Source organism: Ignatzschineria sp. LJL83 (assembly GCF_054871845.1).
Genome location: NZ_JBTXLY010000011.1, coordinates 15,937 through 29,607 on the forward strand (window position 1 = coordinate 15,937; position 13,671 = coordinate 29,607).

The 13,671-nt window shown below is 39.5% G+C and carries 8 protein-coding genes; 3 read left to right on the plus strand and 5 right to left on the minus strand.

The window, feature by feature from the left end:
* Positions 1 to 118 precede the first annotated feature (118 nt).
* Positions 119 to 802, minus strand: coding sequence for an ankyrin repeat domain-containing protein (locus ACYSN2_RS08065; protein ID WP_461749741.1), 684 nt, complete (start codon positions 800 to 802; stop codon positions 119 to 121).
* 440 nt (positions 803 to 1,242) lie between these two features.
* On the opposite strand from ACYSN2_RS08065, the gene ACYSN2_RS08070 reads away from it, so the two are divergent.
* The gene (locus ACYSN2_RS08070) at positions 1,243 to 2,634 is read left to right on the plus strand and encodes an NAD-dependent succinate-semialdehyde dehydrogenase (RefSeq protein WP_461749742.1); all 1,392 of its coding nucleotides are present in this window, start codon (positions 1,243 to 1,245) and stop codon (positions 2,632 to 2,634) included.
* Positions 2,635 to 3,216: 582 nt separating this feature from the next.
* Here the strand turns inward: ACYSN2_RS08070 and ACYSN2_RS08075 are convergent.
* The 3 genes from ACYSN2_RS08075 to nhaC all read right to left on the minus strand — a co-directional run bounded on the left by ACYSN2_RS08075 (position 3,217) and on the right by nhaC (position 8,062).
* The gene (locus tag ACYSN2_RS08075; protein WP_461749743.1) at positions 3,217 to 4,698 is read right to left on the minus strand and encodes an aldehyde dehydrogenase family protein; all 1,482 of its coding nucleotides are present in this window, start codon (positions 4,696 to 4,698) and stop codon (positions 3,217 to 3,219) included.
* Positions 4,699 to 4,861: 163 nt separating this feature from the next.
* A complete protein-coding gene (locus tag ACYSN2_RS08080) occupies positions 4,862 to 6,217 on the minus strand; it encodes a putrescine aminotransferase (protein WP_461749744.1) in 1,356 nt (451 codons plus the stop codon).
* 312 nt (positions 6,218 to 6,529) lie between these two features.
* Positions 6,530 to 8,062: a Na+/H+ antiporter NhaC gene (gene nhaC, locus ACYSN2_RS08085; protein WP_461749745.1), complete on the minus strand. Its 1,533-nt coding sequence runs from the start codon at positions 8,060 to 8,062 to the stop codon at positions 6,530 to 6,532.
* A gap of 798 nt (positions 8,063 to 8,860) precedes the next feature.
* Here nhaC and recG point away from each other — a divergent pair.
* The gene (recG, locus tag ACYSN2_RS08090) at positions 8,861 to 10,912 is read left to right on the plus strand and encodes an ATP-dependent DNA helicase RecG (protein ID WP_461749746.1); all 2,052 of its coding nucleotides are present in this window, start codon (positions 8,861 to 8,863) and stop codon (positions 10,910 to 10,912) included.
* A 306-nt stretch (positions 10,913 to 11,218) separates the two neighbouring features.
* Positions 11,219 to 12,370 (plus strand): L-threonine dehydrogenase, encoded by a 1,152-nt coding sequence (gene yiaY / locus ACYSN2_RS08095; protein ID WP_461749822.1) that lies wholly within the window; start codon positions 11,219 to 11,221, stop codon positions 12,368 to 12,370.
* 202 nt (positions 12,371 to 12,572) lie between these two features.
* On the opposite strand, the gene ACYSN2_RS08100 is transcribed toward yiaY, so the two are convergent.
* Complete coding sequence (locus tag ACYSN2_RS08100) at positions 12,573 to 13,493, minus strand: Dyp-type peroxidase (protein WP_461749747.1); 921 nt, start codon at positions 13,491 to 13,493, stop codon at positions 12,573 to 12,575.
* Positions 13,494 to 13,671: the final 178 nt, after the last annotated feature.

Here is a 13,671-nt window from a genome sequence, read left to right on the forward strand (position 1 = left end):
CATCAATAAAAGAGCAATTATGCCGTCTTTCACCGCAATAAAAAAGGGATCTTATAAGATCCCTTCTTAAAATCGCTTTCTAATAGATTTCTAATGTCTTTCTGTTCTCTACCACTGATTATTTCGCACCATACTTTTGTAATAGCTTGATCATTTCCCTATCATTTCTTGCCTGCGCATGAGTCAATGCTGTAACGCCTTTTTTATCAGCAATATTGGGATCTGCACCGCCTTGAATTAAAGTTTCCACAATATCCACATAGAGTTTTGAACCATTGCCTAAAATCACGGCTTCCATCAGTGCTGTCCAACCGAGATTATTAATATGATTAGGATCTAATCCCGCATCTAACAGAATCTTCACTGTTTCTAAATGCCCTTTTTCCGCTGCCGGAATAATCGTTGTACCGCCGTAACGATTGATATCTTGAATATTTGCACCATTTTCTAACGTCATTTTTAAAATATCGTTATAACCTTGTGCGCCGGCTAAAAGATAAGGCGTATCTTGAATATGATCCTTTGCATTCACATCTGCGCCGGCATCGATTAACAATTTTGCGGTTTTTACATCATTTTGCTGTGTTGCGAGCATTAAAGGCGTTCTTGCTTGGCGATCTCTCGATTCAAGATTTCCCGGCTCTTTCAGGATCAGCGCCACCTTTTGATGATCTTTTTGGGAAACGGCTTGATGTAATTCTCGATGATATTCTGCAAAACTCATAGTACTTCCTAAAATAGTGAACAATCCTATCCCCAAAATGAGGCTTAACAGTTGCTGATATGTGCTTTTAGTACGCATTTTTATTACCTTTATAAAACAAATGGTTACTTATTTACTCTATTTAAGCTAACACAGATTATTCCTCGAAAAAGGTAAACATTATTAAAAGTTATTCAGTAAGACACAATCTATTTCGCCCTCAAAAAATATAATGCATACAAACTGATAGATTCTATTTCAGTTTTAATATTTGAAGGAAATGTCAAAAAATGTTATTAATTGCATGCAACATACAACATTAAATGCTCCATAAAAAGCGCTCGGAAACAATCTCTCCTTTCAGAAAAATTACTTAGAGATTCTCTTCGAATTACTACCTTTTTAAGGTGCTTTATTTTATGATAGGAACGATCTTAGAGGACTTCCTCAAACTTATTCACATACAAGCATAAATCAATGGTTATTACCATGAACTAGGGAATGCTTCAAAACACAATATTCATTAAAAGGAGAAATTAATGAGCGAACTTATTATTGTTACGAATCCTGCAACAGGTGATGTTCTTGCAGAAATTCCTGCGGATAACGCAGATGTTGTAAATGCAAAACTCAAAGCAGGACACGAAGCATTCAAAACTTTCACAAAAACAACTGCCTATGAGCGTGCTGCGCTTTTAGACAAATGGGCTGAGTTAATTCTTGCAAATAAACAAGAACTTGCTGAAATCATGACGAAAGAAAATGGTAAACCACTTCCTGAGTCAATTGGTGAAGTAGGTTACACTGCTAGCTACTTAACTTGGTACGCTGAAGAAGCAAAACGCCTTTACGGTCGTTCAATTCCTGCGGCAACAACTTCTAAACGCCTTTTTGTAACACAACAAGGTATCGGTTTAGTTGCAGCAATCACGCCATGGAACTTCCCAGCGGCAATGATGACACGTAAAGCAGGTCCAGCACTTGCAGCGGGTTGTACTTTCATCGTAAAACCAGCTGAAGATACACCATTAACAATGATCCGTTTAGTAGAACTTGCTCATGAAGCAGGGATTCCTAAAGACGTTGTACAAATCGTTAACGGAAAAGGCGCGGATATTGGTCCACTTTTCACAGGTAGCGATTATGTTCGTAAAATCACTTTCACAGGTTCAACGCCAGTTGGTAAGCTTCTTATCAAACAAAGCTCTGAGACTGTTAAAGGTGTTTCAATGGAACTTGGTGGTCATGCGCCATTCATCATCTGTGAAGATGCAGACATTGATTACGCAGTAACACAAGCGCTTGCTTCTAAATTCCGTAACGCAGGTCAAACGTGCGTATGTGCAAACCGTTTCTTAGTACACGAAAGTGTTGCTGCTGAATTCAGCGAGAAATTTGCTGCTGCTGCGCGTGCACTTAAAGTGGGTAACGGTATGGATGCAGGCGTTGATGTTGGTCCTGTGATCAACAAAAAAGGTTTCGATAAAGTTGTTGAGCAAATCGAAGACGCAAAAGCAAAAGGTGCAACTGTTTTAGCTGGTGGTACAACAAACCACAGTAATGAAAAAGGTTACTTCTTCATTAACCCAACAGTTTTAGGTAACGTAACGCACGATATGATCATCATGCAAGAAGAAACTTTTGGACCAGTAGCGCCAATCGTCACTTTCAAAACGTACGAAGAAGCTGTTGAAATCGCAAATAACACACCATTTGGTTTAGCTGCGTACTTCTTCACAGATAACTACAAACGCGGTATCTTCTTCCAAGAAAACCTTGATTTCGGTATCCTTGGTTGGAACGACGGTTTACCAAGTACTGCACAAGCACCATTTGGCGGCATGAAAGAGAGCGGAATCGGTTCAGAAGGTGGTATCGAAGGAATTCAACCATACCTCGAAACAAAATACCTCTCAATCGGTAATATCTAATCTGAAAGATCAGATCAATATCTGATATCAAGATAAGATAAAGTATCAAAGAAAAGCGAGATTTTAATAATCTCGCTTTTTTTGTTTCCGTTCTTGTTTCTCTTTCTTGTTTCGTTCTTATAATCGCTTTTTGGGGAAATATCGATATCAATATCTCAATTTAAATAACCACAAAACTAAAGAGCACCGATACTGCTGGCGCACGATATGAATAAAGAATACAAACATTCGTCCCATCGATGAATCAGCTTCTGTTCTACCATTAAACTTCCTTACGCCGATTTCACTATACGATTCTTTGCATTTTTCTTTCTAATGACCTGTTTTTGGGGAAATATCGATATTTCGCTTTAAACAGCTAAAAGCACCAATACTGCTGGCGCGCGATATTAATAAGAATGTAAGATTTCTACCCAGCGATGAATCATCTTCTGTTCTACCATTAAACTTCCTTAAACCGATGATTCCCTTCCCTACTCTTTTCCTTCTCTCAAATACAACAAAACCCCAAAAGCCTTGCGACCTTTGAGGTTTTCACTTCATTGACAACTTCTAACTATCAATAATATATAAATTTGGAACTTATTGTGGGAACCAACCTGGTGATTCTGGTTTTAAGCGAATGTTGATTTGCTTCACAGCTTGGAAATCTTCTAAACCGTACGTTCCAAGGCTGAAACCGATACCGCTCTGTTTATATCCGCCCCACGGAGCTTCAATAAATGTTGGGTGATAATCATTAATCCAGGTGATTCCTGAACGAATTTTCTTGATCACACGAAGCGCTCTTGAACCATCTTTCGAGAATACTGCACCCGCTAAACCGTAATCTGTAGAGTTTGCAAGTGCAATTGCTTCCTCTTCTGTTTTGAATTTTTGTACTGTCACAACAGGTCCGAAGATCTCTTCTTGTACGATACGCATATCGTTTTCAACATCTACAAAAATCGTTGGTGATACGAAGAATCCGTTTGCAAGTGCGCCTTCTGTTAAGCGAACGCCACCAAATGCCACTTTTGCACCTTCTTTTTTACCGATTTCGATATAATCAAGCACGCGATTCATCTGAACTTCACTCACAAGCGGCCCCATGTTTGATGTTGGATCTGATCCTGGTCCTACTTTGATTTTCGCAGCTTTCTCAGCAAGGAGTTTCACATAATCATCATAGATCGATTCTTCTACTAAAATACGGCTTCCTGCGGAGCATACTTGTCCTGAACCGTAGAAGATTCCAAATAGACCATAATCTACTGCTAAATCTAAATCTGTATCGGCAAAAACGATATTAGGAGATTTTCCACCAAGCTCTAAAGACACGCGTTTTAAGTTACTATCTGCAGATGCTTTCATGATTTTCTTTCCAACCGCTGTACTGCCGGTGAAAGATACTAAATCGACATCATTACTTTCTGAAATTGTTTGACCCACAACATTTCCTTCTCCCATCACCATATTAATAGTGCCTTTTGGAAGCCCTTCAATGCTGTCGAAAATTTCAAATAATACAACACATGAAAGTGGTGTTAATTCTGCGGGTTTGAAGACAATGGAGTTACCAGCTGCAAGCGCCGGTGCAATTTTCCAAACGCTCATGAGTAATGGGTAGTTCCAAGGAACAATTAATCCTGTCACGCCGGCAGGTTCACGCACGATCATGGATTGATAATCTTCAGAAGCGTTAATCACTTCTCCTTGATTACCACGAATTAACCCTGCGTAGTAACGGAATGTAGAAGCAGCATCTGCCACATCGCCTTCGGCTTCTGGGAGAATTTTTCCATTATCTTGCATATCAAGGCTTGCAAGTTCTGCCGCTCTTGCATCAATTTTATCGGCAATTTCAAGTAATACGTCAGCTCTGTCTCTTGGAGATTTATCTGCCCAAACACCACTTTCGAAGTTTTCTTTTGCAACTGTAATTGCCGCAATTGTTTGTTCTTTTGATGAATGAAATCCTTTTCCAATCACTTCTTGGTTTGCCGGATTAATTACAATGTTTTCTTTTCCTGAATCAGGCTGAATCCATTCACCATTAATGTAGTTTAAAATTTCTTTAACCATTTCTATCTCCATGACAGCTATTTATTATGAACTATTATTATTTAAAATGATCTTAAAACAACGATCGGCTCTTAGAAGGATAATATGATCAATACTGTGAACAACATACATCCTCATAAAAAATCCTCCTAAGATCGATCTTATCAGAATATTTAATTCAACGTTATTTGATTCCCGCTAACACTTCTTTGAAGGAGTTAATCACATAATCGACTTCTTCATAATCAATTGTTAATGGTGGCTCAATACGAATTGTCTTCGAGTTTATGAGGGTTCCGGCAACTAATACACCTTTATCAAACATTCCTTTTGAAGCTTCATAACCAATTTCATCTGTATGGAATTCAATTCCGATCATTAAACCACGTCCACGAATCTCTAATACTTTATCGCCGTACTCTTTCGCTGCTTCACGAAGACCATTTAAGAAATACTCTCCCACTTCAGCTGCACGTGCTGGAAGATTGTCTTCAAGTAATACATCAATCGTTGCTAATGCCGCCGCACATGCTAATGGGTTTCCACCAAATGTTGTTGTGTGCATGAATGGGTTTTCAAACATTGGGTTAAATACTTTTTCAGAAGCAACCATTGCACCTGCCGGCATTACACCGCCGCCGAATGCTTTCGCTAAACAGATAATATCTGGTGTCACGCCTTCGCTTTCACATGCGAACATGGTGCCTGTACGTCCCATTCCTGTTTGTACTTCATCGAAAATCAATACCGCATCATATTCATCACAAAGATCACGAACCGCTTGTAAATATCCTTTTGGCGGAATGATGATGCCGCCTTCCCCTTGGATTGGCTCTAAGATTACGCCGGCAACGCCTTCTGAAACTGCCGCACATGCTTCAAACGTTTTACGCATCATATCGATATCGCCGTATGGAACGTGTCTGAAACCTTGTAATAAAGACATAAATGGCTTACGGAATGTTCCACGCGCCGTTCCTGCAAGTGAACCCAAGCTCTTACCGTGGAATGCGCCTACTGTTGAGATAAAAGTTGTCGCACCTGTGTTTTTGTAAGCGTAGAATTTCGCAACTTTAAGCGCTGCTTCTACCGTTTCTGTTCCTGAGTTTGTGAAGAATGAATATTTCAAATCTCCAGGCGTAATTTCTGCAAGCACTTTTGCAAGCATTGCACGAAGTGGATCTAGTAAATCTTGGCTATGAAGCGCTTGATGTTTTAATTGATCTGTCACGGCTTTCACAACTTTAGGATTACGGTGCCCAACGTTATAAATTCCAAATCCGCCTAAGCAGTCGATATACTCTTTGCCGTTCACATCTGTGAATTTACTGCCACCATCTGACCATTCAACCGCCGCAAATGCTTGATCTACAGTAACTGTTTTACGATACTCTAAAAATCCCGGGTTAACGTTCTCTCTGAATCCTTCAATGGTTTGTGAAGTAATCCAAGCTGCGTCTTCTTTCGTAAGAGAATCTTTCTCCACTAAACCTAAAACTTTACCAATAAATTCTCTAACTTCAGTATTCTTATTGCTCATAAAATTTTCCTTTCTATCTTCCGAGATAATGGTTTATCTACTTTATAATGTGTTGTTATATCCTATTGTGATTACTTAGATTTTTATCTAGCGCTTGTCTAAGCAAGCCTTTTGATCTGATATAACTCTTTATGTTTAAATTTCTACTCTAATTTTTTCTAATGTCTTTCTAATCTTTTAACTTCGCTGCTGTGAACGATGGGAATTTTTTCTTCGCCCTTCGGGTCGGCTTATATCTCCTTATTACTTCTCCGTTGTGCTCTGATTTTTAATTCAATATTTCAATTTTAGTAATGTATCTTTTTGGTATCTTTAAGCCGGTTTATGCTGACTCATATCTTCAACTGTTAAGGCTGGGTTGGCATCAATTAGAACAGAACCTGATGTATCGAGTTCTACAGCGCCTTCCGTTCTCTCCGCCTTTGGCACTCTTGCAATCTTGTAGCCGGTATATCCATAAATGATGGCAACTAAAGGACTTAAGAAAGCGATAAAGACAAAGGGTGCATAATCAATGGTTGCAACACCTAATGTGGTTGCCATAAAGGCGCCACATGTATTCCAAGGTACAAGTGAAGACGTCATTGTTCCGGCATCTTCCACAGTTCTAGATAAGTTTTTAAGCTCTAATCCTTGATCTTTATAAGCCTGAACATACATTCTTCCCGGCAATAAGATCGATAAGTATTGGTCGCATGCAATCACGTTTGCCGTTACTGATGAAGCTGCGGTTGTTGCAATTAAACTTCCTGTTGAACATGCAAATCTTAATAAGCGATTCACAATGGTTTCTAATGCGCCAGTTAACTCTAAAATTCCGCCTAAACTCATAGCGAGCATCACAAGACTCACGGTTGGCATCATCGCTTCCATGCCGCCGTTGTTGAGAAGATAATCGATCATCTCATTGCCCGTTTCTTTCTCGTAACCCACAATCGTCATATTCAAAATGGAAGTCATCGTTTCGCCTTGAACGAAGAATGCAACGGCACCTCCTAATAGCGATCCAATTACTAATCCTGGAATTGCCGGCACTCTAAACATGATGAGTCCAAGGACTGTAACCGGCACTAAAATCAACCACGGCGTAATGACGAAGATCTCTTTTAGCTGGGATTGCAACAACGTGATGTCTGAAATATCTCCCGATTCTGCTTTAAAGAAGATTCCTAAGATAAAGAACATGATGATTGTTAAAACCCATGATGGAATCGTTGTGTAGAGCATATAGCGAATGTGTTCGAAAAGATTCACGCCGATAATGCCAGGTGCCATATTCGTCGTTTCAGATAATGGAGATATCTTATCGCCAAAATAGGCACCTGAGATCACCGCGCCTGCAACCATTGCCGGACTATATCCCAAAACAATTCCAACGCCCATTACGGCAATTCCAACTGTTCCTGCGGCTGTCCAAGCATTGCCTGCCGTTAAAGAAACTGCGCTTGTAATAATCACTGCTAAAGGTAAAAACCATTCCGGTGAAAGAATATTTAAACCGTAGTAAATCATGGTGGGAACAATCCCGCCGGCAAGCCATGTGGCGATTAAGGTTCCTAAAATAATCAAAATTAATAATGCTTGAACAGACAATGCAACGCCGGCAGTAATGCCTTTTTCAATCTCTGTCCATGTATATCCTAAATAGATCGCCACAATGCCGGCAATCACGGCGCTCAGTAATATGGGAATATGCGGTTCTGCACCAAATACAAATATTCCTGTGAATAACAAAACCATCATCGAAATGATTGGAATTAACGCAATCGTTAAGCTTGGAAGGGGTTTATCGCGAACAATAAAAACCTCATCCTTTGTTAGCTTGTCGTTGTCACAACAGCTCATGTAGCCTCCTTTGGTTACACTTTTTTACTTATTATATTTTTGTGTTTTTGTACTTCTTTTTTTGTACTTATTATTTTTGTGATGCTTATTTTTTATACTGATTCAATTTAGGCGCAATAATCGCCGGGATTGTTTCAGTTTTACGAAATTCTGTTTGTTATTTAGCTTTTTGCTTTTCGTGCATTTCACACTGTTTTATAGATCCGCTCATTGATATTGTTTTCGTTGTTGTCGGATTTGTTTGTCGTTCTCCTCATAAACGACTCAAATTCAGTATATCCATACTCCCTTTTTTTTTGCAAGAAGCTCATAACCATCATTAAATCTAATGTTTAAGAACATTAAAATATCGCATACACTGCGTATATCAATATCTGAAAGACAAATTCGTTGCTCTTTTTATGACGTTTTAATTACATATTTTGAGCAATAATTGATCAATAAATGACTATTTTATAAACTTTTTAACGATTGTTTTTGACAAAAAAACACAATAAAAATGATTTATTTTCTTATTTACGATCATATTCGGGTTTTTTTGATCGATTCTTCATCGTTGCTGAAGATGTTTTTTAAAACTTCTACAGAAATTTTCTATAAACAATCTCTAAAAAAGCTCCTCAATAAAACTGCCCATGAATACCTCTTTCTTAAAAAAGAATATTCACAAATGGCTTTGCAAATATGTTTTCAAATGTTTTTTCTGACTAAAGCGCCTATAAAAAGGATTCGAAATCTCCACTAAACATGGCAAAATGCGCTATCTTGTAATCATCATTGGTAAAATTAAATTGTATTGTGGAAACTTTAAAAAATAGACCTATTACAAAACTCAAAGGCGTTGGTCCGAAAACAGCAGAAACATTAGAGAAATTGGGGATTAAGAATTATCTCGATCTCTTATTTCATCTGCCCTTTCGCTATCAAGATCGTACTCGTATTACGCCCATTGCCGAGCTTCAACCCTCGCAAATTGCTATTGTCGAAGGCGAAATCTTTAAAAAAGAGATGACGCACGGCAAAAGACCAACGTTAGTAGTTTGGCTCAAAGATGAATCCGGCGTACTGGCAATTCGCTTTTTTAATTTTCACACCAATATGATTAAACGCTTCGATGCACTGAAAACGCTACGTTGTTATGGTGAAGTGCGCTACGGCATGAATCGTCTTGAAATGAGTCATCCGGAAGTTCTCAACTTTATTGATAAAGATACCGAACTTGAAGAGCGCATGACACCGATCTATTCCCTCACGGCCGGCATTACTCAAAGACAGATGCAAGGATTTATCGATAATCTCCTTCAAGAGCTAAAAGAGGAGCATTTCCCGGCATTTTTGGAATCCAAAGATGTGAATCTGAAAGATGCGCTCTACTTTCTTCATAAACCGCCGACAGATGTGAATATCGAGCGTTTAGAGAATAAACATTATCCCGTGCAAGAGATTTTGGCATTAGAAGAGATCGTCGCACATCAAGTGGCTTTGAAAAAATCTCGAGAGCATTTTAATCAGGAAAAATCCGATCCCATTCATCTTGAGCCCAAAGCGTTACAACAATTCAGAGAGAATCTCCCATTTACCTTAACAAACGCGCAAAGCCGCGTGATTTCAGAGATTGAAAACGATATTCAATCCCAAACGCCGATGATGCGCTTGGTGCAAGGAGATGTAGGATCAGGAAAAACAGTGGTTGCTGCAGCGCCCTTGATTCACGCCGCAAAATCAGGATTCCAAGCGGTATTTATGGCGCCGACAGAACTATTGGCAGAGCAGCACTTTATTAATCTTGAGAAATGGTTTTCGCCATTAGGAATTTCCTCGATTTTACTGACCGGCAAACTCACAGAAAAACAGAAGCGAGAGGCACAGCAGAAGATAAAAAATGGCGAGGTTTCCATTATTATCGGCACCCACGCCGTATTTCAGGAAAGTGTGGAATATGCCGCGCTCAATCTTGTGATTATTGATGAACAACATCGCTTTGGCGTAGAACAGCGTTTAACGCTGCAAAAGAAAGCGCCGAAAGGCTTTACGCCGCATCAGCTCATGATGACGGCAACGCCCATCCCTAGAACGTTGGCAATGACAATGTATGCCGATCTTTCTAGTTCTGTGATCGATGAATATCCGCCGAATCGTATTCCCATTACCACAAGCGTTGTCAGCGATAAAGCGCGCGATAAAGTCATTGAACGCATCAAAGCACAGAGTGAAGAAGGCACGCAAGTTTACTGGGTTTGTACGCTGATTGAAGAATCAGAAGTATTGCCGGCAAAAGCTGCCGAAATTACCTATGCCGATCTTTGCGAAAGATTGCCACATCTGCGCATTGGTTTAGTGCATGGCAGACAAAAATCTTCGGAAAAAGAAGCGATCATGGCATCGTTTAAAGCTCATGAACTCGATATTCTTGTGGCGACAACCGTGATTGAAGTTGGCGTAGATGTGCCCAATGCTTCCATTATGATTATCGAAAATGCCGAGCGTTTAGGATTATCCCAGCTTCATCAACTTCGTGGCCGTGTGGGTCGTGGCTCTAAAGCCTCCTTCTGTCTTCTCATCTATTCCCCGCCCCTTTCTAATATGACACGGGAGCGTTTAGAGATTATGCAAGCAACGAATAACGGCTTTGAAATTGCGGAAAAAGATTTTGAACTACGAGGTTCCGGCGATATTTTCGGCACAAGGCAAACGGGCGAATTTCGCTTTAGAATGGCAGATCTTTTTCATCATCAAGATCTCATCGAAAAGGCAACGGAGATCGCCAATAAGATTGTCGATGATAAAGCATTAAGCCAAAAACTCATTAATCGCTGGATCGGCGATAGCGGAGAATTTGTTTGGAGTTAGGAAAAAAACTTCGAATAATATTTATCGATGATCAATAAATAAGCTACAAAATGCCTTTAAAAGGCGAGGAACTCCCGATTATCAGTGCTAAATTCAATTTTATTAAAGAAAAATATATCTATATCAAGAAATCCCCGATATCTTTAATTCTTATATTTATTCCTTTTATAATTGAAAGATATTAATATAAATTTACTTCGGCAATCTTTAAGATCAAAAATCTAAATGCCGATAGTGATCCGTTTATAGAATACACAAGATTTTATTAACTAAATGAATCGCAATTTTGCGATCAGAAGGAGTCTAATCATGAGTAGTACTTTCTTTATGCCGCCAGTGAACTTTATTGGTGAAAATGCGCTTCCAGACGCCATTGCAACGCTCAAAGGTTACAACTTTAAAAAAGCGTTGATTGTTACCGATAGCTTTCTCTCAAAATCAGGAATGACGAATGATTTGATTCAGCTTCTCGAAGCTCAAGATATCGAAGCGGCGATTTTTGATGGTACGCATCCAAATCCGACCACACAAAACGTAGCAGATGGCCTTGCGATTTTAAAAGCAAAAAAATGTGACTTCGTAATCTCGCTTGGTGGCGGTTCTCCTCATGATTGCGCGAAAGGCATCGCGCTTTGTGCAACAAACGGCGATGATATCAGCGCATTTGAAGGTGTTGATAAAACAACGCATCCACAACTTCCAATGGTTGCGATTAACACCACTGCCGGCACTGCTTCAGAAATGACACGTTTCTGCATTATTACTGATGAAAAACGTCACGTAAAAATGGCAATCGTTGATAAAAACTCAACGCCGATCCTTTCTGTAAATGATCCACATTTAATGAAAGGCATGCCAAAAGGCTTAACAGCGGCAACAGGAATGGATGCGTTAACGCATTCTATCGAAGCGTATATCTCAACAGCGGCAAACCCAATCACGGATGCATGTGCGCTAAAAGCGATTACGCTCATCACAGATAACCTCAAAACTGCGGTTGAAAATGGCGATGATGTGACAGCTCGTGACAACATGGCTTATGCACAATTCTTAGCGGGAATGGCGTTTAACAATGCTTCATTAGGTTATGTTCATGCAATGGCGCACCAATTAGGTGGCATGTATGATCTTCCACACGGCGTGTGTAATGCGGTACTTTTACCACATGTTTTGGACTTCAACAAAGCCGTTGCTTCAGGCCGATTAAAAGATGTGGCAAAAGCGATGCATATTGATATTGATAAATTCACCGATATGCAAGGCGCAGATGCGGCAATTGCCAAAATCAGAGAGCTCTCAGCATCGATTAATATTCCAGCAAACCTCACAGCGCTGAAAGCAAAAGTGGAAGATATTCCTGTACTTGCAAAAAATGCGTTGCTTGATGTCTGTTCTGCAACGAATCCTGTTCAAGGATCACAAGCAGACGTTGAAGGCATCTTCAAAGCTGCAATGTAATCATCAAAAATATTGTTGAAAATACAGTTCCATAAAAAAATCGCTCTTATTTCTAAGAGCGATTTTCTTTTGTCTTTTAAGACTTTAATGTTTTGAATACTTGAATGCTTAATGCTTAATGCTTTTCAATATCGATCGTGACCAATCATTATCAAGCACAACGATTGGTGATAATGATTCATAATAATGATCGATCATAAATTTATGCTGCACCAATCTCTTCTAATTGATCTAAAGAAGGCGCATAGAGATAACTTCCGGTGACGGCTTTTGTAAAGGAGAGCATTAGATCAAAATGCTCATCTTCCGCACCGAACATTCTTGCAAGCATCTTTTCATAACGGCTAAGTTCTGCACTATATGCGAGGAAATAGAGCCCTTTCTCGCCACTCGCAAAACCATACGGTAAGCTTTGTCTCACGATTTCTAGCTCTTCGCCATCATCTTCAATGACAACACGTTCTGTATGAGAACCGATGGGTTTCATCTCATCCGGCATTTCAACATCTGACATTTTAAAACGACCAAAAATCTCTTCTTGCTGACGTAATTTAAAATGATGAAGTTGCTCTAAAGAATGTACCCATTTTTGCGCTAATACATAACTACCGCCGGCATCAATTCCACTGTTAATAAGCGCAACTTCGCTACGATCTCTTGTGCCTTTCGGATTTTCTGTACCATCCACAAAACCACTTAAATCACGTGCTTCAATCCAGCGAAAGCCGTGAACTTCTTCTTCAACAGTGATCAAACCTTTAAATAAGGTCACTAAATCTTGTGCGATCGAAAAATTGATTTTTTGCGAATGCGACACGATATGTACAAACATATCTCGCTGTGTTGCCGGCGCTGTGCCGTAACCAAGCTCTTTGAAGTCCACAAGTTCCGATGCGCTCTCTGCATTTCCAGAAAGTGCTGTCCAAGCATTGCGCCCAAATGCCACAACGACTTGTAAGCCACAATCACTAAAACGGCTGACAAAAGATCGCTGTCTTGCCAATAAGCCGGCGATGGCGTCCTTAATCGCATCCTGATCATCACTCTTGAAATTAATTTCCATAAAGATCGCATGATCTCGGTTTTCACTAATCAAACCTTCCTGAAAATTCAGTTCACTCATTGACTTCGCTCCTTTATTTTATACTCGCCCTCTTGGCGATAACCTCATAATTATACTCATTTTTACACTCTTTAATAGAGATCTTCTACTGAATAGAACTGTTCTTTTGCACTATTTTTAGGTCACAACATCTATTTTTAACTCAAAATGCCGTACAATTAACTTTCTATTTATTTAA

What these genes read in the sequence shown, in the direction of transcription:
- ACYSN2_RS08065 (WP_461749741.1), bottom strand. Translation starts at nt 802, where the DNA reads ATGCGTACTAAAAGCACATATCAGCAACTGTTAAGCCTCATTTTGGGG.
- ACYSN2_RS08080 (WP_461749744.1), bottom strand. Translation starts at nt 6,217, where the DNA reads ATGAGCAATAAGAATACTGAAGTTAGAGAATTTATTGGTAAAGTTTTA.
- ACYSN2_RS08075 (WP_461749743.1), bottom strand. Translation starts at nt 4,698, where the DNA reads ATGGTTAAAGAAATTTTAAACTACATTAATGGTGAATGGATTCAGCCT.
- nhaC (WP_461749745.1), bottom strand. Translation starts at nt 8,062, where the DNA reads ATGAGCTGTTGTGACAACGACAAGCTAACAAAGGATGAGGTTTTTATT.
- ACYSN2_RS08070 (WP_461749742.1), top strand. Translation starts at nt 1,243, where the DNA reads ATGAGCGAACTTATTATTGTTACGAATCCTGCAACAGGTGATGTTCTT.
- ACYSN2_RS08100 (WP_461749747.1), bottom strand. Translation starts at nt 13,493, where the DNA reads ATGAGTGAACTGAATTTTCAGGAAGGTTTGATTAGTGAAAACCGAGAT.